Source organism: Nonomuraea sp. ZG12 (assembly GCF_052068115.1).
Taxonomy (GTDB): Bacteria; Actinomycetota; Actinomycetes; order Streptosporangiales; family Streptosporangiaceae; genus Nonomuraea.
Map to the genome: position 1 here is coordinate 60,597 of NZ_JBQHCW010000002.1, position 24,642 is coordinate 85,238.

Consider the following 24,642-nt stretch of genomic DNA (forward strand, 5'->3'; position numbering starts at 1 on the left):
TTTCGACGCTGAAGGTTTCGACGCGGCGTGGACAGGTCAGGGGCGGGTCGTGGGGTGGTCGTTGCCGCGGAGCGTCGCGCCGCGGGGAAGCGGCTCGACCGAACGCGCGTAGACGGGAAGCCATCCGGATTTCCCGCCGGGTACCTGATGCCGGGTCCGTTTCGCGTGGCGCCGTGCCAGTTCCGCGTCGTCGACGAGTAGGTCGGCGCGGCGGGCGTGCAGGTCGATCGAGATCCTGTCGCCGTCCGCCACCACGCCGAGCGGACCGGGCAGTACGCCCTCGGGCGAGACCTCGCCGACGACGATGCCCTTGTTGACCAGCCCGGACAGTTGCCCGTCGGTCACCACGGCGACCTGTTCGGTCAGGCCGGCCCCGTTGAGCGCGAAGACGGTCTGGGAGGCCATGCCCATGCCGGGTGTACCCACCGGGCCGACCCCGCGCAGGACCAGGACGTCACCGGGCCGTACCACACCGCCCTCGATGGCGGCGATCGCCGACGGGGCGTCGTCGAAGACGCGGGCGGCGCCCTCGAACGTCGGGGGCCGGTCCTCGGTGACCGACAGCTTCACGATGGCCGTGTCGGGTGCGAGCGAGCCGCGTACCACCACCACGGTCGGATGGCCGGCGCGCGGATCGCTCAGCGGCCGGATGATCCGCTCGTCCTTCACCACCGCACGGGCGACCCTGTCCCCCATCGTCTCCCCGGTGACGGTGACCGCCCGACCGACGAGGGCGTCGCCGAGCTGCTTGAAGACCGCGAGGGCGCCGCCGGCGTCCTCGAACTCCTCGATGGTGTCCTCGCCGTTCGGCCGGACGGCGGACAGCGGCCGGATCGTGTCGGCATATTCCTCGAAAAGTCGGTATACGTCGACCTCGGAGTCCGCCTCGCGGGCGATCGCCTGCAAGTGCTTGACGCAGTTGATCGAGCCGCTGACCGCGAGCACCGACATCACCGCGTTCGCGAACGCGGCCGGCGTCAGGATCGAACGCGGCCGACGGTCCGCGAGGACCGCCCCGATGATCGCCTCGCCGCTCGCCTCGACGGCCCGCCACATCGGCTCGCTGTTCGCCCGTACCGGCGCCGAGCCCGGCAGGGTCATGCCGAGCGCCTCGGCGACGACGTGCATGGAGTTCGCGGTGCCCATGCCGGTGCACACGCCGGGCCCGGTGATCGCGCGTGCGCTCAGGTCGCACAGGCCGTCGAACGTGATCCCGCCGAACTTGAGCCCGCCCGCGCGCAGGAAGACCTCCTCGATGTCCACCCGCTCACCCGTGTCGAGCACCCCGCAGCTCTGGTAGCCGCAGGAGAGGATCAGGGCCGGTACGTCGAGCCGGGCCGCGGCCATCAACTGGCCGGGGGTCGTCTTGTCGCACGAGGCCAGGCAGACCATGCCGTCCAGCTGGGCGCCCTCGACCACGGCCTCGATGTCGTTGGCGAGCAGGTCGCGGCTGGACAGGACATAACCGCCGCCCGCGCCCGCGCTCATGATGAAGTCCGTCGGCGCGACCGTACGGATCTCGAACGCCACACCGCCCGCCGCCTCGACCGATCGCTTGACCGCGGCGGCGATGGGATCCAGGTGGCTGAAGCACGGAGCCAGCCCGGACGAGGAGTTCACGATCGCGATCTTGGGCTTGGTGAGATCGTCGTCGGTCAGCCCGAGCGCGCGCCATTGCGCACGTCTGGTGGCCCAGCGCGGGCTGCCGACCGGGACTTCGCTGCGCAGCCGCCGCGTCATCGGCCGATCCCGATCAGGTCGGGTTCGGCCGCCGGGGACGGCTCGGCTGAGGGCTGTGTCTCCGCACCACGGGTGGCGGAGCGAAGCCGTGGGGGAAATGCACACTGGGTGGACATCCGGTTCCTCCAGGTCTGGGTCGGTCCGGCTCAGGTCTTGGGCAGGAGGCTGTTGTCGAACCAGGTGGCGGCGGTGCCGCCGGCCTTGACGACTCCGGCGTCCGTGAGCTCCTTGTAGCCGGATGTCCAGACCGTCTCGTCGGTGACGAGCAATGGCTTGCTCGCGTCCTCGCCGGTCCAGGCGTTCCGCAGCATGGTCAGGCTCGCCTTGGCGATTTTGTCGTCGTCGAGGGTGGAGAAGGAGTACATGCCGCGCAGTTGCTTGACGGTCTCGTCGAGTGAGTCGTCGGCCACGATCGCCGCCAGCGCGTCGCGGATGCCCGCCATGAACGCCCTGAGGACCTCCGCGTCCTTCTTCGCGGCGTCCTTGGTCGTGACGTAGACCTGCGAGTCGCAGGTGACGTACTCGCCGGGCTCGAAGACGCCGACGTCGGCGTTCTGGGCGGCCAGGATGTTGGCGGTGTCGAGGCTGACCACGTAGCCGACGATGCGGCCCTGCTCTACCAGGTTGAACGTCCCCGGGGTGAGCCCGACGACCTGACGTTTGGTCTTCTCGGGGTCGAGTCCGGCGCCGGCCAGCACGAGGGAGACCACCTTGTCGCTGGTCCCGCCCTCGGACGGGACACCCATCGTCTGGCCGACGAAGTCCTCGGGCTTCTCCAGCGGGTGTTTCTTCTTGCTGTACACGAAGCGCAGGGTCGAAGCCCGGGTGAGCGTGCCAATGTTGACCATCGGCTGGCCGGTGTCCGCGATCGCGGACATGACGTCGATCTGCCCCAGGCGGGTGATCGGCGCGGTGCCCGCCAGCAACGTCTGCATGGCCTGCGGCGATCCCTTGACCGGCTGCAGCGTCACCTCCAGCCCGTGCTTGGCGAAGTGGCCGCCCGAGACCGCGAGCAACTCGGGCGTGAGCGACAGGGTTTCCAGCGGCAGGTAGCTCAGGAACGTGGTCTTCTTGCCGCCGCCGCTCGTACTGGCGGCATCCGAGCCGCACCCGGCCAGCAGGGAAGAGCCTGCCGCGGCAGCGGTCAACATGAACAAGGACCTACGGGTGAGGGAGGACGAGGTGAACGCGGTGACGGGCACGATCCACTCCTAGATCTGATCCGGCCGGCTCACAGCCCCCAGCCGGCCAAAATGAGACTCCCGTCACATCGTCGCAACGACTACCCGTCTTTCCGCATATCGGAAGGTATCTGCGAGCGATTTTGCCTCGGAGGCGCTCCGAGAGCGCGTGAGATCCCGCGCGCGGTGGCCTGGACCAAGTGCGCGATGCTGGGCCCATGCGGCTCGACGTACGGCACGATGAGGGAGAGCGCCGCGACGACGCTGTTGTCGGGGCCGTAGATGGGCGCGGCGACCGAGGCGTACTTCGGGCTGATCTGCCGGTCGCTGATCGCGTATTCGGACCGCCGGACGTCGGCGAGCACCTGCCGCAGTTCGCGCCCGCTCGTGTAGGTCCGTGACGTGAACGCCACCAGCGGCCCGCTGATGATCTCCTCCTGCAGTTCGGGCGGCGCGTGCGCGAGCAGCACCAGCCCGACCGCGGTGGCGTGGAGGGCATAACGTCCGCCCACCCGAGGGCGATCACTGGCCACTTCCGGGCTGACGAATCGCTCGACGAACACGACCTGGTCCTGCTCCCGGACGGCGAGGTGCACGCCGCGGTGCACCGTCTCGAAGAGATCCTGCATGAACGGCAGAGCGATGCGCTGCAGCCCCACGGACCGGGGTGAGAGGGCGGCCACCTCCCACAGCCGCAGCCCGATCCGGTAGTCACCGGAGTCATCGCGTTCGAGCGCGCCCCACTCCTGCAACTCCCCGACGATGCGATGGGTCGTGGTGAGCGGTACGCCGGACCGGCGGCTGATCTCGGAGAGGCTCAGGCCATCCGCGGCGTCCTGGAAGATGTCCAGAATGCGCAGGGCACGGCGAAGAACCGACCGACGCTCGTTCGCCATCTCCACCGCCTCGTCCCGGCACTCAGCTCGCAGCCGGCCTCCCCGCGATCTGGGCAGGTCAAAGGACCCGCTCCAGGCTACCGGCCGGGCGACCGCATGCGTAGACACCGATCACCGGACCTGGGAAGTCGCGCCACCCCGTGCAACGTCCCGTCAGGCCTCGGGACTCACCGCCCGCGGATCCTGGAGCCCTGCGGCGGGAGCGAGGGCCGTCGCCGGCTGAGGCAGGGTCTCCTCCAGGCGCTGATATGCGGCTTCGATCACGCTGTCGGCGTCGATGGACGCCTCCAGCAGCGTCATGCCCCGGTCGGTGCGTCTGGTCACGGCTCGCCGCCAGCGATCGAGGTTCTCCCTGCTGAGTTCGAGGAATCTGCGGGCCGGTATCGACAGCGGGGAGGTCGAGGTGATGGCGTAGATCGCCCGTACCGTCAGCGGTTCGATCATGCGCAGGCTCGCTCCCCTGCGTCGAGCGTCCAGGGCCTGGCGCATCGGCAGGACAGCGGCTCCAGCCCCGGCGATGATCAGCGGCACCAGTCCGGCGGGTTCGCTGACATCGACGACGACGGTGGGTTCGACGCCGATGGAGTCGAGGTACGCACGCCCGAATCCCCGATCGACGATCATGGGCAGGCCGTCGAGCAGGGTGGCCGGGATCGGGTCGGGGAACTCAGCCCGCCAACTGGGCGGCAGCGCCAGCACGACCTCGCCCTCGCCGATGCGGAAGCAGTCGATTCCCTGCCGGGACACGGGCGCGACCGCATAGGCGAGCTCGGCCTCGCCCGACCTGATCAGGTGGACGAGCTCGTCGGTGTCGCCGTCGTGCTGCTTGAGCCGGACCGTGAACCCAGGATGCTCGCGGCGGAAGTGGCCTACCCACGCGGCCAGGAAGTTGGACGTGAGGGAGGTGGAGATCGCCAGGTCGACCCGTCCGCGCTCGAGCCCCCGGTAGCCCTCGGCGACCTGGCGGACATGGTGCAGGTCACGGACGACCTGGCGGGCCGGCCCGACGAGCGCCTCACCGGCCGGGGCGAGCACCAGGCCGCGCCCGACCCGGCGGAACAGTTCCACGCCGAGGTCGCCTTCCAGGCGGCGGATGATCTGTGACAGGGACGGCTGTGCCAGGTAGAGCGCGGAAGCGGCCCGGGTGATGCTGCCCTGGTCGACGACGGCGAGGAAGCATTCGAGCTCGCGGACGTTCATGGTGCGATCCAATGTAGGCCCTGCTCACCAGGTCAAGCGCCGCGCCAGCCGGGCGCACCTGAGTCGGCCCCGGCGCGGGGCACCGCTTGGTCCGCCTCGACGGTGACGCCGTCGAGGGTGAAGGGCAGCGATGGAACGGTGTAGCGGTCACCGTCCGGCCCGACCCCCGTGGTCAGGACTCCGCTGGCGAGCACGTCCGGCGCCTCGGCCACGTCGTGGTAGGTGCGCACCTCCGCCGCGACGATGCCGTGGCCGGCCAGCATCGCGAGGCACTCCTCGGTCCGCAGGACGCCGATGGCCCCCGAGATCTCCGCCAGGAGCGCCTCCCGATTGGCGACCCGGGCGGGGTTGTCGGCGAAGCGGGGGTCGTCGAGCATCCACTTCCTGTCGATGAGCCGGCACAGCCGCGCGAAGTGGTCGGCGGTGTAGGCCGACAGGACGATGGTCCCGTCGGCGGTGCGGACGAGGTCGGCGGCGGGGGCCACGGTGGCCTGGCCGTTTCCCTTGCGCCGCGGCTCCTGGCCGGAGGCGTGCCATTCGCCCCACATCGCCGACTGAAGGTGGATCGCGGCATCCAGCAGCGAGACCTCGGCGACCCCGCCCTCGCCGGTGCGCTCCCTGCGCAGGAGCGCGGCGAGCACGACCTGGACGACCGCGTAGCTGGCGGCGACGTCGGCGACGGGGAAGCCGACCCGGAGCGGATCACCGTCGAGCTCGCCGGTGATCGACATCAGGCCGCTCTCGGCCTGCGCGGCGATGTCGAGGCCGGCCCGGTCCGCCGAGGGGCCTCGGGAGCTGAACCCGCGGATCGAGACGTGAACGAGCCTGGGGTTGGCCGGCCGCAGGTCGTCGGGCCCGAGACCGAGGCGGGCCAGCGCGTCGGCCCGCAGGTTCTGCACGACGACGTCCGCCTCCGCGATCAGGCTCAGGGCGGTCTCCCTGTCGCCGGCCTGCTTGAGGTCGAGCACGATCGAGCGCTTGCCGCGGTTGTAGGCCAGCACGATGCCCTCGCCGTAGGCGCCGATGCCGCGTGCCTGGTCGCCGGTGGGCGGCTCGATCTTGATGACGTCGGCGCCGAGGTCGGACAGCATCTGGGTCGCCGCGGGCGCGGCGATGTAGTGGCCGAACTCGACGACGCGTACTCCCGCGAGAGGGGGGATCATGCCGCTCCTACTCTCCGGTGAACACCGGTTTGCGCTTTTCCAGGAAGGCTTGGGCGGCCCGCCGCGCATCGCCGCTGCGGGCACAGTCGACCATACGGGGCACCTCCCGCCGCAGGTAATCGGGCAGCGTCGCCGATCCGGCGTCGGCCAGGTTCTGCTTGGCGTACCGCATCGCCTTGGGCGCCTGTGCGGCGAGCTTGCCGGCCAGGGAGCCGACCCGTGCCGCCAGATCGGTCGTGGTCTCGGTCACGAGTCCCAGGTCGGCCGCCTCGGCGGCGGTGAGCTTGGCCGGGTCGAGCAGCAGCGCCCGCGCGCGGGCGCCACCCACCGCGCGGGTCAGCAGCCAGGCGCTGCCCAGGTCACCGGACACCCCGGCGCTGACGAACGCGGTGTTGAACACAGCCCCCCGCGCCGCGAGCCGGAAGTCGGCGGCCAGCGCGAGGCAGAGCCCTGCGCCGGCGCAGGCGCCGTTGATGGCGGCGATCGTCGGCGTCGGGAAGTGCACGAGCGTCTCCACGATGGCCGAGGCCCGGCTCAGCCGTTCGCGGTCGTCGGCCACCGAACGTCCGCGCAGTGTGCGCGTCTCCTGGTCATGAGCGCTGTCGGACCCGACCCGCGCGAGGTCGGCGCCGACGCAGAAGTCGTCACCGGCGCCCGTGACGACGAGGACGCGCAGGTCCTGTTCGGAGCCGGCCCGCTCGATGGCGGCGAGCAGATCCTGCACGAGCTGCCAGGAGATCGCGTTGCGGCGCTCGGGCCGGTTGAGTGTCACCGTGCCGATCCCGTCGCGAAGCTGGAACAGCACGGTTCCCGAGCCGATCGCCGTCCCGCTCACAGGGGAAGGCCCAGCAGGTCGCGGGCGATGATCGTACGCTGGATCTGCGCGGTGCCGCCGGCGATCCGCTGGCCGCGTACGTGCAGGTGGCGCCAGCGGAGATGGCCGAGACGCCCGCCGTCAGGATCGGCGCCCAGCTGGCCGTCCACACCGAGGATGTCGGCGCCCAGATCGGCGATCGCCAACCTGGTCCGTGACCACAGCAGCTTGGTGACCGAGGCGTCGGCGCCCAGGTCCTGTCCCTGGGCCACGCGGGTCATCGCGTCGTAGCCGCGAACGCGGAGCAGCTCCAGGTCGGCCCGGCAGCGTGCGATCCGTGTCCGGATCTGAGGATGTTCGATGGCCGGGCGGCCGTCCTTCCGGATGTGCCGGGCCGCGGCGATCACGTCGTCGAGCTCGTGGCCGAACTCCACGTACTGGCTGATCGGCGAGGCGTTCCGCTCGACGGAGAGCAGGTACCGGGCCACGGCCCAGCCGTCGTCGATCCGGCCGACCACGTTGCCGTCGACGGGCACGCGTACCTCGTCGAAGAACTCCTCCCCGAACTCGTGCGAGCCGGACATCTGACGGATCGGGCGCACGTGCACCCCCGGCAGCGTCAGGTCGATCAGCAGGAAGGTGATGCCGCGCCGTCGTGCCGCCGCCGGATCGGTGCGGACCAGGGCGAACATCGCGTCGGCGTGGCGCGCCAGCGAGGTCCAGGTCTTCTGGCCGGAGACCACCAGGACGTCGCCGTCGCGCCGGGCGCTGGTGGAGAGGCCGGCGAGGTCGCTGCCGCTCTCCGGCTCGGAGAACCCCTGGCACCAGATCGTGTCGCCGGACAGGATCCGCGGCAGGATCGTGCGTTTCTGCACGTCGCTGCCGTAGCGCAGCAGCGTGGGGCCGAGCAGTGCCGTGCCGAGGTAGGTCAGGCCGAGGAAGGGACCGATCGGCGCCCGGGCCCGTGCCATCTCCTCGTCGTGCACCGCCCGGATCTCGTGATCGGCCCCGCGCCCGCCGAACTCGGCGGGCCAGTCGACACCGGCGAAGCCGTTGTCGAACCGGTCCTTCTCCCAGCGGCGCCGCAGTTCCAGGGACTCCTCGCTTCCGTCCCGGTCGATCCAGAAACGCGGCTGGCGCCACTGCGCCGGCACGGACTCCTCCAGCCATCGACGGATCTCCCGCCGGAACCTCTCCGCCGACGACGAGTATCGAAGATCCATGCCGTGCACCACTCCTTGTCCGATTCGGCCCTGCGCGCACGCCCATCCTGAGCACCGTCGTCCTGGAGCGTCAAAGAGCAAAACCCATGACCGACTCATTGCGTAACGCAATGAGTCGGGGTGAGTTCACGTCTTTGACGTACTTCACACAGGCGATGTGAACTGTGTGCCATTCCCGAAAGTGGACCGGTGACATGGACTTTGGGCTCAGTGAGGATCAGGTGGCGATGGGCGGCGCCGTACGGCGCTGGCTCGATCGCCACCTGGACCTGGCGCGCGTGGCGACGTACGCCGACACGCCCTCGGCGGGGCTCGACGCCGGCCTGCGACGCGCGGCGGCAGACCTCAACTGGCTCGGGGTGACGGCCGCGCCGTCGGACGGCGGTCTCGGACTCGGGCTGCTCGACCTTGCCGTGGTCGCCGAGGCGCTGGGGGCCGGCCTCGCGCCGGCGGGCGTCGGAACGGCCATGGCCGCCTGCGACGTCCTCGCGACCTCGATCGACCCGGAGCAGCGGCGCCGCTGGCTCGCGCCGATGGTCGCGGGCGAGCTCATCGGCGCGACCGCCCTGCGCGCCCCGGGCGGCTCGTGGGACCGCGACGGCATCGCCGTCACCGCCACCGGCGACGGCCTGCTCAACGGTGACGCGGGAATCGTCGGCCATGCCGAGGACGCCGACATCGTGCTGGTCGCCGCCACGCCGGCGACCGGCCCCGCCGTGTTCGTCGTGGCGGCCGGACATCCCGGGGTGTCGATCCGCGCGGTCGAGCCCGTCGACCGGACCATGCGTGCGGCCCGGGTGACCTTGGCCGACGTGCCCGGTGAGCCGCTGAGCTGGGCGCGCGACGACGTCTTCGAGCACATCGTCCGGCGGTTGACCGTGCTGGTGAGCGCGGACCTCGTCGGCGCCGCGGGCACGGCGATGCGGATCACTCTTGATCATCTTCGCGGGCGGCGGCAGTTCGGCCGGGCGATCGGCAGCTTCCAGGCGATCCAGCACGAGCTGGCCGAGCTGTACGTCGCATGGACGACGATCACCCAGGCGTTGTGGTACACCGCCCACGCCCACGACACCGGGCGCGACGACGCGGTGCTGATGACGTCGGTGGTCAAGAGCCGCGCCGCCGACCTGGCCCGGCGGATGTCCGCCGCGATGGTGCAGTTCCACGGCGCGATCGGCTTCACCTGGGAGCACAGCGCGCACCTGTTCTTCAAACGGCTCCACCGAGACGCCTACGACTTCGGCGACGACGGCTGGCACGATCCGATCATCGCCACGGCCGCCATCGGACCGGGAACCCATCCTCCCCTGTCCCTCCCAGGAGGTGCCCCATGAGTGTTCTTTCGGCCGGCAGGCGCGGCCGTGCCGCGTTGCCCACGATCCTCGCGGCCGTCGTACTCCTCACCGCGGGATGCGGTGCGCCCGCTTCCCAGGGCGGCTATCCAACACGGAACGTCCAGCTCATCGTGCCCTATCCGGCCGGCAGCGCCATCGACGCCACGTCCCGTGCGCTGGTCGAGATCGTCAACGACGAGGGCAAGCTCGGCCGGCGCGTCCAGGTGGTGAACAGGGAGGGCGGCGCGGGCTCGGTCGGCACCACGGCGACGCTCGGCGCCAAACCGGACGGGCACACGATCGGCCTCGTGCCGGACGGCCCGCTGACCTTGCTCCCGCGTACCGAGAAGGTCTCCTACGACCCGGCGGCGATCTCGGTGATCAGCGAGGTCACCACGTCGCCGGTGCTGTTCGTGGTTCCCGGCGATTCGCCGTACAAGAGCATCGGTGATCTGGTCGCAGCCGCCAAGGCCCGCCCCGGAGCCATCACGATCGCCGAGGGTCCGCTCAATTACGCCATCCCGGCCGGGAAGTTCGAGCAGCTGACGGGCACGCGCTTCAAGCACGTCAAGTTCAACGGCGACCAGGCGACCGTCACGGCCCTGCTCGGCGACAACGTCGAGGTGGGCGTCATGCAACTGGCCGGCGGGATGGCGCAGCTGAAGGCCGGCAAGCTGCGCGCGCTGGCGATCGCCTCCGCCGAGCCCATCGAGCTCGCCCCCGAGATCCAGACCTTCGCCCAGCAGGACGTCGCTCTGGAGTGGGAGGCCTACAACGTGGTGATCGCGCCGCAGGGGCTGCCCGGCGACGTCCAGCGGAAGCTGAGCGAGGTGTTCGGCTCGGCCGTCAAGAGTCCGAAGTTCGCCGAGGCGGCGCGGAAGCTGGGGCTGGTCGTCAGCGGGGCCGACGGTGAGACGGCCAAGGCGCGGCTGGCCAAGAAGACCGCGGAGGCGGCGACCCTGATCGCGCCGAAATGAGAAGAACGGGTCTTGTGCGAGTGAGCGCCAAGCCGGATGTGATCGCCGCCGGGTCGCTGCTGGTGCTGGGCCTGCTGTACGGCGCGCTGGCCCTCGGTGAGGGCCTGGGGACGATGGCGGACAGTGGGGCGGGCTTCTTCCCCTTCGTCGTCGCGCTCGTGCTGGTCGCCGCCAGTGTCACCGTTCTTCTGCAGAGCCATCCACGGACGCCGGGCGGCGTCACCCCACCGGAAGACGACGCGGAAGACGTCGCGGACGGCGAGGCCGCCGGTGAGGGCGACGGCGATGTGCGCTGGTGGCGGATCGCCGGCGTGCTGGCCGCCGCCCTGCTGGTGCCGGCGGTGGGCGACACCGTGGGGATGGTCGTGACGTTGGCGATCTCCTTGGTCCTGATGGCCAAGATCATGGGGGTCTCCCGGTGGATCAACGCCGTGATCTTCGGCCTCGCCTTCGGCGCGGCCACCTGGTTGATCTTCGTGCGCTGGCTGTCGGTCCCTCTGCCGAGCGGCACGCTCGGCCTGTTCTGAACGGAAGGACGCCCCGTGGGTGACACGATCGACAACCTCGGCGCGGGCTTCGCCACCTTCGCCGATCCGACCTACGTCATCCTCGCGCTGGTCGGCGTGGTTCTCGGCACGGTGGTCGGCGTGCTGCCCGGCATCGGGCCGATCGGCGCGATGTCGGTCCTGCTCGGGATGACCACGCAGCTGGGCCCGACGGGATCGCTGATCCTGTTCGCCGGCATCTATTTCGGCTCGACGTACGGCGGGTCGACGACCTCGATCCTGCTCAACGTACCCGGTGAAGCGTCGTCGGTGGTCACAGCGCTCGATGGCCACGAGATGACAAAACGGGGCAGAGCGGGGCCCGCACTGACCATCGCGGCGGTCTCGTCGTTCCTGGCGGGCACCATCGCCATCTTCGGTCTCATGATGTCGGCGCCGTGGCTGAGCGGGATGGCGGTCAAGCTCGGTCCGCCCGAGTACCTGGCGCTGTGCGTCGCCGGGCTCCTGCTGCTGGCGGCGCTCGCCGACGGCTCCGCCGCGAAAGCGGTCGTCATGATCTGCGCCGGCCTGGCGATCGGCACGGTCGGGATCGACCCGGCCGGCGGTCAGCTGAGGTTCGCCATGGGATCCGACGCCCTGGCTGAGGGCTTCAGCTTCATCGCCCTGGTCATGGGGGCCTTCGGCGTGGCGGAGGCGCTCACGATGGTCGGCCGGCGCTGGCGCCCGGAGCCCGTCAAGGCCCCACGGCTCAGGGAGCTCCTGCCCAGCCGGCAGGAGTCCCGCCAGGCGGCTCCCGCGGCGGTGCGTGGCTCGGTGATCGGCTTCCTGCTGGGGCTGGTGCCCGGCCCCGCCGCCGTGCTGTCCACGTTCGCCTCCTATGTCGTCGAGCGGAAGATCTCCAAGAACCCCGGCAGCTTCGGCAAGGGCGCCGTCGAGGGGGTGGCCGGCCCGGAGGCGGCCAACAACGCGGCGGCAGGCGCCGCGTTCGTCCCGTTGCTGGCGCTCGGGATCCCGTTCGCGCCGACCATGGCACTCGTGCTCGCCGCGCTGCTGCTCAACGGCATCGTGCCCGGCCCGACCTTCGTCGAGGATCAGCCCGAGCTGTTCTGGACCGTGATCGCCGCGATGTACATCGCCAACCTGATGCTGCTGGTGCTCAACCTTCCGCTGGTCGGACTCTTCACCCGCCTGCTGTCCATCCCGCCGCAGGCGTTGATGCCGTTCGTGATCGGCCTGTGCATCGTGGGCGTGTACGCCGAGAACAACTCGATGTTCGACGTCGTGGTCATGCTGGTCGCGGGACTGCTCGGATTCGTGCTGCGCCGGGCCGGGTTCAGCATGGCCCCCTTCGTGCTGGCAGTGGTCCTCCAGCCCACGCTCGAAGTCTCGCTGCGCCAGACCCTGGCCTTCTCCGACGGGAATCCCGGGTACGTCCTCGGACGGCCCGTCACGATGGCGATCCTCGGTCTCGTCGTCCTGGCCGTGGCCGTGTCGGCGCGGCGAGCGCTTCTCACGCGAAGAGGCATGAGGCAACGCCCCGATCGGATCACGGACCAGCGCACGCCCACACCCAGCGGGTGACCTCGTCCGATGACACCCCGTCTCCCGTCGGAGGTCGCGTTCCGCCAACCCAAGGAGCCGCTTCTCCTCGAGACGGAAACGGAACCACAACTCAGAGCCACGACAGATTTCACATACCCCCTCCACACAGCCGAATGCTGTAGACTGCATACTGAATACATGAACAAGAAGATCGTCGACCGTCGCACCGTTCTGAGTATCGCCAGTCTGATGGCAGGCGGAATGCTGTTAGACGCCGGAGCGGCGTATGCGCGCCCCAGGTCCGCCGAGCCGGCCACGAGGCTGCCCTCCCCTGACGAGGCCTGGGCCAGGATGAGGACGGGCAACCGGCGCTGGGTCTCCGACACCGCCATCCATCCCCATCAGGACCGCGCCCGCCGGGCCGAGGCCGCCCGCAAACAGGAGCCCTACGCTGTCGTCGTCTCGTGCATCGACTCCCGGGTGGCGCCGGAGCTCGTCTTCGACACGGGAGTCGGCGATCTGCTCAGTGTGCGCAGCGCCGCCCAGACGATAGACCCGCTCGTGTCCGGAGCCATCGAGTACGGTCCCGCCGAGCTGGACACCCCCTTGATCGTGGTGCTGGGCCATCAGCGCTGCGGAGCGGTGGCAGCCGCGGCGCACGCGTTGCACGAGGGGACCACGCTCCCCGGCAATCTGCAGGACATCGTCGAGGCCCTCCGCCCCGCCTACCGGCGCGCCCACGGAAACGTGGACAAAATGATCAGAATCAACACCGCCGACGTCGTGTCCAAGCTGAAGTCCGACAAGCTGCTCGCCAAACGCATCGCCCGCAAACAACTCAAGATCGTGGGCGGCTACTACTCCCTCGACACCGGCCAGGTCACCCGAGTCGTCTAGTGAACCGACTTTGAGCACGGCGGTCGCCACATCAGACGCAATCTCGTACGCGGCGGGCGGCTCCTCACGCTCCGGGCCGGCGACCTGGGCGCGGCCGAGGAGCATGTTCCGGTGCGGCGTGGTGACCTGGCGGTGCGGCGCGGCGGGGAATCGGGCGGAGCCTTGATCCGTCGAAATCGAGAAGTGGGCGTCTCACGGCAGCGCGCGAGAATCCGCTCTCGTTCCCCCGCCGCCGGCCGTCACGCCGTCATCGTCCTGCGTACGTCTCAGCGACCAGCGCACCAGGGGCGCGGTGACCGCCGTCGTGATCACCCCGACGAGGACCAGAATCGTGTACGCCAGCTGGTTGATCAGGTTGGCCTGATAGCCGATGGTCAGCACCACGAGCTCGGTCACGCCACGGCAGTTCATCAAGAACCCGAGCCGCCACGCCTCCGCAGACGGCATCCCGGCCAGCCGGACGGCCCCGCCCGCGCCGACCACCTTGGTCACCACGGCCGCCACGGACAGTCCGACCAGCACCAGCCAAGCCGACGGATCCACGCCCAGCAGCCCCACCGCCATCTTCAGACCGACCCCGGCGAAGAACAGCGGCAGCAAGACGGTCAGCGTGAAGCCCTCCAACTGCCGGCTGATGCGTTCCACCGCCGGCGCGTCACGCGGCACCGCGACCCCGAACAGGAAAGCACCCACGACCGGGTGCAACTGGATCGAATGGGTCAGCACCGCATAACCGATCGCCCCTGAGATCAGCACCACCGTCAACGACTGGCTCGACCCCAGCCGGCGCACCAGCGTCGCCAGCAACGGACGCACGCACAACGCCGTCACCAGCACCAGCGCGGTGGCGAGGAGCAGGTTCCGCAGCCCCTGACCGCCCGCGTCCTGACCGGCCAGCAGGAACGCCAAGGTCATCCAGGCCAGCCCGTCGCCGATCGCCGCCGCCGACATCGACAACGCGCCGACACTCGTCCTCTCCAGCCCCAAGTCGGCGAGGATCCGCGCCAGCACGGGCAGCGCCGTCACCGCCATGGCCAGCCCGACGAACATCATCGTCTCCAGCGGCGTCGCACTCGTGCCCGCGAACACCCCACCGCTGGCCAGCACGATCGCCATGCCCGCCAGACAGGGCAGGGCCATGCCCCCGACCACCGTCGCGACCACCATGCCCTTGCGCTCGATCCGGTCCGTGCTTAACTCACACCCCAGCAGGAAGACGAAGACCACCAAGCCGAGCTGTGCCGTCTTGTCCAGCCCTTCGATCACCGACTGCGGGAACAAGAACGCCTCCGCCTCCGGCCATATCGCGCCGAGCATGGACGGCCCCAGCACCAACCCGCCGACCATCTCCCCCAGCACCGGCGGCTGACCGAACCGGCGCGCCAGCGCAGCCAGCGCCTGACACACCGCCAGAATCACCGCAACCGCGATCAGGAAGTGAGTGAGCGAATCCACGGCCTGCGACCCCGACGCCACCCACAAGGGCACCATGCCCGCCAGCAGAACCAGCCCCGCGGTCACCCCGATCGCCGTCGCGGCCCGGCGCGGCACGGAGATCATGACGCCGACACGCCCTCGTTCGTGGCCATTGCCTCCCGCAGCGAACACTGCTCCACGTCATTGCACAGCGCCAGACAGTCCCGGCCAACGTCCTCGAACGGATTGGACATGCGGACAACCCTCTCAATGAACAGAAACGAGGCCCAGATGCTGGCCGAGAATGGGCAGCGCCACGAATTCCGATCGGAGCTCTCCTGAATGCTGGGGCGGAATGAATTCGGTGGCATTCGCGGTCCGGTTGGCTGTGCGCATGCCGTCACGTGGTCGATCCGCCGCGGCCTTCTGCTCGGCACCCGTCCGATGCTTGTTGCGACGTCGCCGTACGGCGGCCGGTGGCGTGCCGGGAAGGCCGTGCTCCTCCGCCACCTGGAAGGCGAGCAGTATGTGACCCTCGGGCCGGCTCGACGCCCCGGACGAGGTCTGTCGCTGTGACATCAGCCGCCGCGGACCTCCCGACAGCGTCCACGACGGAATTCACAACCGACCGACCGGCGATAGGTTGCCGCTCCCGGATCGGCTCGGCCGTCCTGCAGAGGCGAACGTCGCAAGCCGACCTGACCGAGCGTAAAAGACACGCTCGATAACTGCGCGTGCCGATAAACAGGAGCCGGGAACGGTCCGACACATGGCAACCCCTATTTTCCAGTAGATGGCAGGCCCAGGTTAGGCACAGGCGCTTTTCATGCGCTATCGATGTGCTTTCCTTTTGGGCTCGGCAAGCGGCCACCGCGCTCCGCGATGGCGGCCCACAGGTCGGTCTGGTGTCGACGGCGATCATCCACCGCACGGACCGGTCACCTCTGCAGGGTCACGCGGAACCGGTGCACCGAGGGGTCGTTGACGCGGAATGCCGGCCTGCCGGAGAGAGCGTTGACGAGCTCGACGGCGGCCTCTCGTCCAGCGGCGTCGCGCGCCTCCACCGTCTGGCCGGCCATGTGTGAGTACACCGTGATGCCCTCGATGCCGCGCAGCACGCTGTCCTCCGGGAGCGGCTCGACCTCGCACACGTCGAGGGCGGCACCGGCGATGGTCCCGTTGCGGACGGCTGCGGCCAGGGCGTTCTCGTCGACGATCGCACCGCGTGCGGTGTTGACGAGCAGCGCGGTCGGCTTCATCAGACTCAGTGCTCGGGCATCGATCAGGTGGCGAGTGGCGGGAGTCAGGGCGGTGTGGATGGACACGATGTCCGAGCGGGAGAGCAGGGTGTCGAGGTCGACGAACTCCACTTCAGGTGCTGGTGAGCTGTGGTCCGGTTCGATCGCGGTGCGGCACAGCACGGTCATCCCGAATGCGCGTGCCAGCGGCACCACGGCGCGTGCCGCTGCGCCGAACCCGACCAGGCCGAGTGTGGATCCCCGCAGCTCGTGTCCGTCCGTACGCGGCCATCTGCCTTCGGCGACGCCCACGGCCAGCTCGACCAGACGCCTTGATGCCGCCAGGATCGCACCCATCGTGAATTCCGCGACGGCGTTCGCGTTGATGCCCGGCAGGTTGCTGACCAGGATCCCCAGCTCTGAGGCAGCAGCAACGTCGACGGAGTCGTAACCCACACCCGACCGCACGACGGCCTTCAAGGTCGGTGCCGAGGCGAGGACGTCAGCCGTCATCGGCTCGTTGGCGATGAGCGCGCCGTCGACGCCGTCGAGCAGTCCGACCAGCTCGTCGCGATCACGACGCCCATGCAGCGGCGCGTGCACCGTCTCATGACCATGTTCTCTCAAGTACACGTCGACCGGATCGCCCGGCTCGAGGTAGTCGGTGGTGATGAGGATGCGGGACATCGGTCGAGCACTCACTTTCGGCGGCATTCGTAGCAACGTAATGGCGGGACCTCGACGGGGTAACCCCCGCCGGCGAAAGGTCACCTTTCACCGATCGAGCAGTCGCTCAGGCAGTCGTTCACTCATGAAGTCCAGGACCGCCGTCACCCGTGCGGGGACATGATCGGTGTCGGCGTGGAGTGCGTACACGTCCGCAGCAGGTGTGGGCACGTCCGCCAGCACCTGCACGAGCCGCCCGTCCTTCAGCAAGGGGGCCACCTGCCAGGTGGAGCGCATGATGAGCCCGCGGCCCTCAAGTGCCCATCCGGTCACGATGTCGCCGTCGTCACTGGACAACGTGCCGTCGACCCGAACGCGGAACTCATCCGGACCCTGACCGAAGCGCCACAGTGCGTAGTCACCGTAGTTCTCGCGAAGCAGAATGCAGTTGTGGCCGGCGAGTTCGTCCACCGTTCTGGGCTCTCCGTGCTCATGCACGTAGGCCGGGGACGCGCACACCACCCGCCGATTCTCCGCGAGGCGCCTCATCCGCAGTGTCGAGTCGTGCATCGGACCCACGTGAATCGCTACGTCGAACTCCCGTCGATGAGGGCTGACAGGAAGGGGCGTCGTGGTCAGCTGAGCGTCGAGATGCGGATGATGCGCTCCGAACTCGCCCAGCAGCGGGCCGACATGCGCCCGCCCGATCCCGAGAGTCGACTCCACGACCAACGACCCGCGGAGGTCCCCGGAGCCGCCGGAGATCTCCTCCTCCAGCCGCTGAACGTCAGTGAGGATCGGGCCGATCCCCTTCGCGAGAACGGCTCCCTCGGACGTGAGCACCAGTTTCCGGGTCCCGCGACGAACCAGTTGCACACCGAGGCGCTGCTCCATCGCTGCGAGACGCTTGCTCACCACAGGAAGGGAACATCCAAGCCCGCGTGCAGCAGCCGTCAGCGTCTCACTCGCAGCGACGACCGTGAAGAATCTCAGGTCGTCGACAGACTCCGGCACAGCCGACCTCCGCCACGCATCTTTCCCACCGCGAAAGCCTACCTTGCTCGAATGACGCTAGGTCCCAGGTGACGACCTGCGTACGTTGATGATTCCGGCCGGTCGGACAACCGGCGGCGGCCCAGTTAGCGAAGAAGGTACGGATCCATGTCTCGCAGTTATCGCATCGCTGTCATCCCGGGCGACGGGATCGGAGTCGAAGTCGTGCCGGAGGGCCTGCGCGTCCTGCGCCGGACAGCAGAACTCTACGGTTTCACCGTCGAAACCGAGCAGTTCGACTTCGCCAGCGCCGCGTATTACCAGGCGCACGGCGAGATGCTTCCGCCGGATTGGCACGAGACCCTCATGGCATTCGACGCGCTCTTCTTCGGCGCGGTCGGCTGGCCCGAGGTGGTGCCGGATCACGTCTCGCTGTGGGGAAGTCTGCTGAAGTTCCGGCGTGAGTTCGACCAATACGTCAATCTCCGACCTGTACGCCTGCTTGACGGGGTGGTCAGTCCGTTGCGAGATCGAACGCCGGAGGACGTCGACTTCTACGTCGTGCGGGAGAACACCGAGGGTGAATACTCCAGTATCGGAGGACGGATCTTCGAAGGAACCGACCGTGAGACCGTGCTCCAGGAGACCGTGATGACGCGAGTAGGCGTGGATCGCGTCCTTCGATACGCCTTCGAGCTCGCACAACGGCGAGAAAAGAAGCATCTCACCTGGGCGACGAAGAGCAACGGGATCTCGATCTCGATGCCCTACTGGGACGAACGCGCCGAGGCGATGGCCAGGCAGTACCCGGAAATTCGTGCAGACAAATACCACATCGACATCCTCACGGCGAACTTCGTCCTCCACCCCGACCTGTTCGACGTCGTCGTGGCCAGCAATCTGTTCGGCGACATCCTCTCCGACCTCGGCCCGGCCTGTGCCGGCACGATCGGCATCGCGCCCAGTGCCAACATCAACCCCGAGAGGACCTTCCCGAGCCTCTTCGAACCCGTACACGGCTCGGCGCCTGACATCGCAGGTCGCGGCATCGCGAATCCGATCGGTCAGATCTGGAGCGCCGCGATGATGCTCGACCACCTCGGGGAGCGCGCCGCCGGCGAAGCCGTCGTCGCCGCGATCGAGGACGTTCTCGTGGACGCGTCGGCGGCGAAGACACCGGACCTCGGCGGCATCGCCACCACCGTCCAACTCGGAACCGCGATCGCGGAACGGCTCCAGGCCCCGGAGGTCGTCGAGTAACGGCCTGACCGAGCAGCCGTTCCTCCTCAGCGCCGAACCTGAGCCATATCACTTATCACCACTGCGGCCGAATACGAGTCCCCCGATCAGGGGAGGAGCCTCCCCGGTCGGCGTGATGAGCGCCACTCATCTGAGCCCTAGCCTGAGACAAGGCGAAAGCCCACCGAGGTCCGTTCAAGACATCGACTCGGCGACATTCAGGGCAGGTAGGGCCCGAGCGGAGTTCGCCGAATGGAATTCGTACTCAACCGTGCTCATAGAACTATTCCCGGAATTCTCTCGGGCATCGGTTGACCGGTCGCGAAGCCGAGCGGCTCCGTAAAAGCTGAGAGGAAGCGTACATGCTGGCTGCATTGGGCTTTGGGTCCATCAGCGTTTTCACCTTACTGGTGATGACCAAGAGGATATCGGCTGTCGCCGGCCTGATCCTCATCCCCACGGTGTTCGGCCTGCTCGGGGGTTTCGGCGCGGACCTGGGGAACATGATGGTGTCCGGAGTCGTCGATACCGCGCCCACGGCGGTGCTGTTGACCTTCGCTCTCCTCTACTTCCTCGTGATGACCGAGTGCGGCCTGTTCGAGCCGCTCATTCGCAAGATCCTTTCGATCGTCGGCGAAGATCCCGTCAGGATCGTGGTGGGCACCGCCATCCTCATCATGTGCATCGGCCTTGATGGCGACGGCTCCACGGCAGCCTTCGTCGTCATCACGTCGATGTATCCGATCTATCGTCAGGTCGGGATCAATCCGCTGATCATCGCGATGCTGCTCGCCATCATCTGTCCGACTCTCAACTGGATGCCGTGGGGTGGCCCGGCCGCGCGGATGGCCGTCTCGCTCGAGATCGATGTCGCTGACGTGGTTCTCCCGATGTTGCCGGCGCTCGTCCTCACCCTCGCGGCCGCCCTCGTCTTCGCGTATTTCGTGGGACGCGGCGAAAGGCGCAAGCTCGGCGCGCGGAAGGCCCAGGCGGCCCTCGTGGAAGAAGACGGGGAAGCGAGCATCGGTGAGCCTCGCACGCCGATCCCGACGAAGAACGTCTGGTTCAACTTCGCGCTGACGATCGCCTTCATCGTCAGCATGGGCATCGAACTGTTGCCCCTGCCGGCGCTGGCCATGATCGCGTTCTCCATCGCCGTCACGGTCAACTGGCCCAACCTGCGCACGCAGAACGAGAAGCTGAAGCCGCACGCCGGGACCGTGGTCATGGTGATCTCGCTCATCCTCGCGGCAGGCGCCTTCTCCGGCATCCTCAATGACAGCGGGATGGTCAAGGCGATGTCCGACGCCCTCGTCACCCATCTGCCGGAGGCTTGGGGCGGCGGCTTCGCCTTCGTCACCGCTCTGATCTCGGGGCCGCTGCTGTTCATCCTGTCCAACGACAGCTTCTACTTCGGCGTGGTCCCGGTCCTCGCGGAGACGGGGTCGGCGTACGGCATTCCGCCTGAGGTGATCGCTCACTCCGTGCTGCCCGGAATCTACCTTCACACGCTGAGCCCGCTGAGTGCGCCGATCTACCTCGTTGCCTCGCTCCTGCGCACAGACTTCGGTACCTTGCAGCGCTTCTCCCTCCGGTGGGCCATCGGCATCACCCTGACGGCGATCGCCGCAGCCACGATCACCGGCGCGATCTACGCCACCTGAGCCTGCGCCCACCGATGCCATCAACCAGTCGAATTCCAGGAGTAGACAGTGCGCTTCATCAGTTACGCCATCGGAGACGCGCAGGGCGTCGGGATCAAGTCCGCAGGAGGGTATCGCGGACTTCCGGTCTCTGAGCTCGGTGGCGATCTGCAGTCGTTCCTCGGCGGCGAATCCGGTCTCGCGGACCTGGCGAAGCTTCTCCAGGGTGCACCTGAATTCGCACTGTCGGACGTGACCCTGCTGCCGCCGATCCCGCGGCCCGAAAAAATCTTGTGCATCGGACTGAACTACCGATCGCACTCGGAGGAGAGCGGGTTCGACGTTCCGGAATATCCGGCGGTGTTCGCCAGGTTCGCGAACGGCCTCGTCGCGCATGGAGCCCCGTTGGTTCGACCCAACGCATCCGGCCTACTCGACTATGAGTGTGAACTCGCCGTGGTGATCGGGAAGGGCGGACGTCATATCGCCGAGCACGAGGCACTCGACCACATCGCCGGCTATTCCCTCTTCAACGACGGATCGGTCCGAGACTTCCAGATGAAGTCGCAGCAATGGACGATGGGGAAGGCGTTCGACGCCACCGGCGCGTTCGGGCCCGAGCTGGTGACAGGCGACGAACTGCCTGACGGCTGCAGCGGGCTGCGCATCCGGACCATCCTCAACGGCGAGGTCCTGCAGGATGCCAACACCGAAGACATGATCTTCGACGTGCCCCGATTGATCGCCATCCTTTCCGAGGCGATGACATTGGCGCCGGGGGACGTCATCGTCACCGGCACCCCCAACGGCATCGGTGCCTTCCGGAACCCGCAGGTCTGGTTGCAGCCGGGCGACGAATGCACGATCGAGATCGAGCGGATCGGCACCCTGACCAATCCGGTCGTCCAGGAGCCGACGCAGTGAGGCCGAGCCCCGCAGCAGGCGACACCGCCAGAGCGCCCAGGAGCCGCTCCGGCTCCGATGACCACAGATCCGATGGCGACAGAGAGGAAGGGTCGTTGGTGAGCGACGTTGCCGAGCGGTTCGCGGAGATCGTGGGGGACGCGAATCTCCTCACAGGCGAGAGGATCTCGGAGGATTACGCGCATGACGAAGCCCTGACCGCCGCCCCGCAGAAGCCCGCCTTCGTAGCGCGGCCGAAGACCGCGGAGGAGGTCGCGGCTTTACTCCTGAGCGCGGGCGAGCACGGCGTTCCGGTCACCCCACGGGGCTCGGCCACGGGCCTTTCGGGCGCGGCCAGGCCCCGGCCGGGCGGGTTGGTGATCTCCTTCGAGCGCATGAACGCCGTACTGGAGATCGACACCGAGAACCACGTCGCGGTGGTGCAGCCGGGCATCACCCTCGCCGACCTGGACGAGCGGACTGCCGCGGCCGGGCTCAGCTACACCGTGTATCCGGGCGAGTTGAGCGCGACCGTCGGCGGGAACGTCGGGACGAACGCGGGCGGGATGCGGGCCGTCAAGTACGGGGTGACGCGGCACAACGTCGTGGGACTGCAGGCGGTGCTGCCGACCGGCGAGATCATCCGGACCGGTGGCAAGATCGCGAAGGTCTCGTCCGGGTACGACCTGACCCAGTTGATCGTCGGCTCCGAGGGCAGCCTCGCCGTCGTCACCGAGGTCACCGTGAAGCTCTACCCGCGACTGCCGCACGGAGCGACGGTGCTGGCCCCCTTCAGGACCGTGGACGAGGTCTTGAAGAGCGTTATCAAGATCATCGCCAGCGGACTCGCCCCGCACATCCTCGAGTACATCGACGACCGGACCCTTGGCGCGATCAGCGACCATCTGAACCTCGACCTCGGCGTTCAGGACGCCGTCCGGGATTCCGCGGCGGCCTACCTGATGGTGGCGCTGGAGAGCCGCGACAAGGACCGCTTGCAGGCCGACGTCATGGAGCTCGGTGGCCTGCTGCTCGATTGCGGCGCGATGGACGCGTACGTGCTCGAAGGCGCCGCTGCCGGCAAGCTCGTCGAGGCACGTGAGAAGTCCTTCTGGACGGCCAAGACGATCGGTGTCGACGACATCATCGATGTCGTGGTGCCGCGGGCTGCGATGCCGGAGTTCCTGCGCCGGACCGAGGAACTCGTGCTCTCGCGCGACGCCGCCGTGGCAGGGTGCGGCCACGCCGGTGACGGCAACGTCCACCTCGGCCTCTTCTGCCCGGACGCCGACAAGCGGAAGAAGCTCCTGACCGAGATCTTCGCGCTGGGCATGGAACTGGGCGGCGCGATCTCCGGTGAGCACGGCATCGGACAGACCAGGTCCGGGTACTTCCTCGAGCTTGAGGACCCGGCGAAGATCGCGCTGATGCGCCGGATCAAGGCGAGCTTCGACCCCGCCGGAATCCTCAACCCGGGCATTCTCCCTGCTGCGGAGGTGTGAGCGCTGATGAAGATCAATGGTGCGCAGTCGCTGATCCGCACGCTCGCCGGCGCCGGGGTGGACGTCTGCTTCGCCAACCCGGGCACGTCGGAGATGCACTTCGTGGCCGCGCTCGACGGCGTTCCCGAGATGCGGGCCGTGCTCGGACTGTTCGAAGGCGTCGCCACCGGCGCCGCGGACGGCTACGCCAGGATCGCGGGCAAGCCGGCCGCGACCCTCCTGCACCTCGGACCGGGTCTCGGGAACGGGCTGGCCAACCTGCACAACGCGCGTCGCGCGCACTCGGCGATCGTCAACGTGATCGGCGACCACGCGACCCACCACAAGCGGTACGACGCCCCGCTCGAGTCGGACATCGAAGCCGTCGCCGGGACCCTCAACGGCTGGGTCCGGCGATCCGAGCACACCGAGGACATCGGCGCCGACGCCGCCGGCGCGGTCGCGGCCTCCCAGGACCCACCCGGCCGGATCGCGACGCTGATCCTGCCGGCCGATGTCTCCTGGGGCGAAGGCGGCGTGATCGCCGCTCCCGTCCCGCCCAGGGAGCCGCAGCCCGTCGACGCGGCCACCCTTCGGCAGCTCGCCGAGGTGCTGACCAGCGGCGAGCCGGTGGCCCTGCTCATCGGAGGCAGCGCCTGCCGCGAGGCCGGTCTACGCGCGACCAGCCGGATCGCCGCCGCGACCGGGGCGAAGACGTTCGTCGAGACGTTCCCCGCGCGCCTGGAGCGCGGTGCCGGCCTGCCGGCCGTGGAGCGGCTCGCCTACCTCACCGAATCGGTCGTCCAGCAGCTCGACGGGATCAGGCACCTGATCCTTGCCGGAACGAGACCGCCGGTGTCGTTCTTCGCCTACCCGGACAGGCCGAGCGACCTGGTTCCTGAGGGCGCCCAGGTCCACTTCCTGGCCGACGGTGGGCACGACGTCCCGCGAGCGCTGGAAGACCTGGCGGACCTGGTCGCGGCGGAGACCCGGCCCGTGCTCCAAGAGGCCATCCGGCCCGAGCTACCGTCCGGGCCACTGACCCTGCGGAGCTGGGCCGACGTGATCGGCGCACTGCTGCCCGACCGCGCGATCATCGCGGACGAGTCGAACACCTCCGGTCTGCTGCTGCCGCTCGCCACCGCCGGCGCCCCACGGCACGATCTGCTGACCCTGACCGGCGGTGCGATCGGCTACGGCATGCCGGTCGCCACCGGTGCCGCCGTCGCCGCACCGGACCGGCCGGTCATCAACCTCCAGTCCGACGGCAGCGCGCTGTACACGATCTCGGCGCTGTGGACGCAAGCTCGCGAAAACCTCGACGTCACCACGGTGCTGCTGAACAACCGTGCCTACGCGATCCTGCGCCTGGAGCTGCAGCGCGTCGGCGTCCAGGGTCCTGGCCCCAAGGCCGGCGAGCTGCTCGACCTCTCCCGGCCCGACATCGACTTCGTCAAGATCGCCGAGGGAATGGGCGTGCCCGCGACCCGGGCGACGACCGCCGAGGAGCTGGCAGAACAGTTCCGGCTCGCACTGGCCGAGCCCGGCCCCCACCTGATCGATGCGATCGTGCCGCCCCTGATGTAAGGC

General features: G+C 68.8%; 20 protein-coding genes. 10 read left to right on the top strand and 10 right to left on the bottom strand.

Annotated features, from left to right (window positions below):
• Positions 1–36: 36 nt before the first annotated feature.
• From ACTMTF_RS07455 to ACTMTF_RS07485, 7 genes are all read right to left on the bottom strand, one after another.
• Entirely contained in the window at positions 37–1,740 is a 1,704-nt protein-coding gene (locus ACTMTF_RS07455; protein WP_441109886.1) for a dihydroxy-acid dehydratase domain-containing protein, read from the bottom strand.
• 146 nt (positions 1,741–1,886) lie between these two features.
• Positions 1,887–2,942 (bottom strand): ABC transporter substrate-binding protein, encoded by a 1,056-nt coding sequence (locus ACTMTF_RS07460; RefSeq protein WP_441109887.1) that lies wholly within the window; start codon positions 2,940–2,942, stop codon positions 1,887–1,889.
• Between the two features lie 80 nt (positions 2,943–3,022).
• Positions 3,023–3,817, bottom strand: coding sequence for an IclR family transcriptional regulator (locus ACTMTF_RS07465; RefSeq protein WP_441109888.1), 795 nt, complete (start codon positions 3,815–3,817; stop codon positions 3,023–3,025).
• A 153-nt stretch (positions 3,818–3,970) separates the two neighbouring features.
• Positions 3,971–5,017 (bottom strand): LysR family transcriptional regulator, encoded by a 1,047-nt coding sequence (locus ACTMTF_RS07470; protein ID WP_441109889.1) that lies wholly within the window; start codon positions 5,015–5,017, stop codon positions 3,971–3,973.
• 32 nt (positions 5,018–5,049) lie between these two features.
• Entirely contained in the window at positions 5,050–6,180 is a 1,131-nt protein-coding gene (locus ACTMTF_RS07475; RefSeq protein ID WP_441109890.1) for a CaiB/BaiF CoA transferase family protein, read from the bottom strand.
• Positions 6,181–6,187: 7 nt separating this feature from the next.
• A complete protein-coding gene (locus ACTMTF_RS07480; protein WP_441109891.1) occupies positions 6,188–7,015 on the bottom strand; it encodes an enoyl-CoA hydratase/isomerase family protein in 828 nt (275 codons plus the stop codon).
• Positions 7,012–8,217: an acyl-CoA dehydrogenase family protein gene (locus ACTMTF_RS07485; RefSeq protein ID WP_441109892.1), complete on the bottom strand. Its 1,206-nt coding sequence runs from the start codon at positions 8,215–8,217 to the stop codon at positions 7,012–7,014. The genes ACTMTF_RS07480 and ACTMTF_RS07485 overlap by 4 nt, the downstream gene beginning before the upstream one ends.
• 194 nt (positions 8,218–8,411) lie before the next feature.
• Here ACTMTF_RS07485 and ACTMTF_RS07490 point away from each other — a divergent pair, with 194 nt between their 5' ends.
• The 5 genes from ACTMTF_RS07490 to ACTMTF_RS07510 all read left to right on the top strand — a co-directional run bounded on the left by ACTMTF_RS07490 (position 8,412) and on the right by ACTMTF_RS07510 (position 13,473).
• Positions 8,412–9,551, top strand: coding sequence for an acyl-CoA dehydrogenase family protein (locus ACTMTF_RS07490; protein WP_441109893.1), 1,140 nt, complete (start codon positions 8,412–8,414; stop codon positions 9,549–9,551).
• Positions 9,548–10,528, top strand: coding sequence for a tripartite tricarboxylate transporter substrate binding protein (locus ACTMTF_RS07495; protein WP_441109894.1), 981 nt, complete (start codon positions 9,548–9,550; stop codon positions 10,526–10,528). Before ACTMTF_RS07490 ends, ACTMTF_RS07495 begins: the two co-directional genes overlap by 4 nt.
• Positions 10,529–10,548: 20 nt before the next feature.
• Entirely contained in the window at positions 10,549–11,055 is a 507-nt protein-coding gene (locus ACTMTF_RS07500) for a tripartite tricarboxylate transporter TctB family protein (protein ID WP_441109895.1), read from the top strand.
• 15 nt (positions 11,056–11,070) lie between these two features.
• The gene (locus tag ACTMTF_RS07505; RefSeq protein ID WP_441109896.1) at positions 11,071–12,615 is read left to right on the top strand and encodes a tripartite tricarboxylate transporter permease; all 1,545 of its coding nucleotides are present in this window, start codon (positions 11,071–11,073) and stop codon (positions 12,613–12,615) included.
• A 159-nt stretch (positions 12,616–12,774) separates the two neighbouring features.
• The gene (locus ACTMTF_RS07510) at positions 12,775–13,473 is read left to right on the top strand and encodes a carbonic anhydrase (RefSeq protein ID WP_441109897.1); all 699 of its coding nucleotides are present in this window, start codon (positions 12,775–12,777) and stop codon (positions 13,471–13,473) included.
• A 192-nt stretch (positions 13,474–13,665) separates the two neighbouring features.
• Here ACTMTF_RS07510 and ACTMTF_RS07515 read toward each other — a convergent pair whose 3' ends face one another.
• From ACTMTF_RS07515 to ACTMTF_RS07525, 3 genes are all read right to left on the bottom strand, one after another.
• Positions 13,666–15,033, bottom strand: a complete 1,368-nt coding sequence (locus tag ACTMTF_RS07515; RefSeq protein ID WP_441109898.1) for a cation:proton antiporter domain-containing protein — start codon at positions 15,031–15,033, stop codon at positions 13,666–13,668.
• A 794-nt stretch (positions 15,034–15,827) separates the two neighbouring features.
• The gene (locus tag ACTMTF_RS07520) at positions 15,828–16,814 is read right to left on the bottom strand and encodes a phosphoglycerate dehydrogenase (protein WP_441109899.1); all 987 of its coding nucleotides are present in this window, start codon (positions 16,812–16,814) and stop codon (positions 15,828–15,830) included.
• Positions 16,815–16,901: 87 nt separating this feature from the next.
• Positions 16,902–17,807 carry a LysR family transcriptional regulator gene (locus ACTMTF_RS07525; protein WP_441109900.1) on the bottom strand — a complete coding sequence of 302 codons (906 nt, stop codon included), beginning with the start codon at positions 17,805–17,807 and terminating at the stop codon, positions 16,902–16,904.
• Positions 17,808–17,954: 147 nt separating this feature from the next.
• On the opposite strand from ACTMTF_RS07525, the gene ACTMTF_RS07530 reads away from it, so the two are divergent.
• The 5 genes from ACTMTF_RS07530 to ACTMTF_RS07550 all read left to right on the top strand — a co-directional run bounded on the left by ACTMTF_RS07530 (position 17,955) and on the right by ACTMTF_RS07550 (position 24,639).
• Positions 17,955–19,046 carry a tartrate dehydrogenase gene (locus tag ACTMTF_RS07530; protein ID WP_441109901.1) on the top strand — a complete coding sequence of 364 codons (1,092 nt, stop codon included), beginning with the start codon at positions 17,955–17,957 and terminating at the stop codon, positions 19,044–19,046.
• Positions 19,047–19,387: 341 nt separating this feature from the next.
• Positions 19,388–20,689: a CitMHS family transporter gene (locus tag ACTMTF_RS07535; protein WP_441109902.1), complete on the top strand. Its 1,302-nt coding sequence runs from the start codon at positions 19,388–19,390 to the stop codon at positions 20,687–20,689.
• A 48-nt stretch (positions 20,690–20,737) separates the two neighbouring features.
• Positions 20,738–21,592: a fumarylacetoacetate hydrolase family protein gene (locus tag ACTMTF_RS07540; RefSeq protein ID WP_441109903.1), complete on the top strand. Its 855-nt coding sequence runs from the start codon at positions 20,738–20,740 to the stop codon at positions 21,590–21,592.
• Positions 21,593–21,690: 98 nt separating this feature from the next.
• Complete coding sequence (locus tag ACTMTF_RS07545) at positions 21,691–23,073, top strand: FAD-binding oxidoreductase (RefSeq protein ID WP_441109904.1); 1,383 nt, start codon at positions 21,691–21,693, stop codon at positions 23,071–23,073.
• A 6-nt stretch (positions 23,074–23,079) separates the two neighbouring features.
• On the top strand, positions 23,080–24,639 hold the full coding sequence (locus tag ACTMTF_RS07550) for an acetolactate synthase large subunit (RefSeq protein WP_441109905.1): 1,560 nt from the start codon (positions 23,080–23,082) through the stop codon (positions 24,637–24,639).
• Positions 24,640–24,642 lie beyond the last annotated feature (3 nt).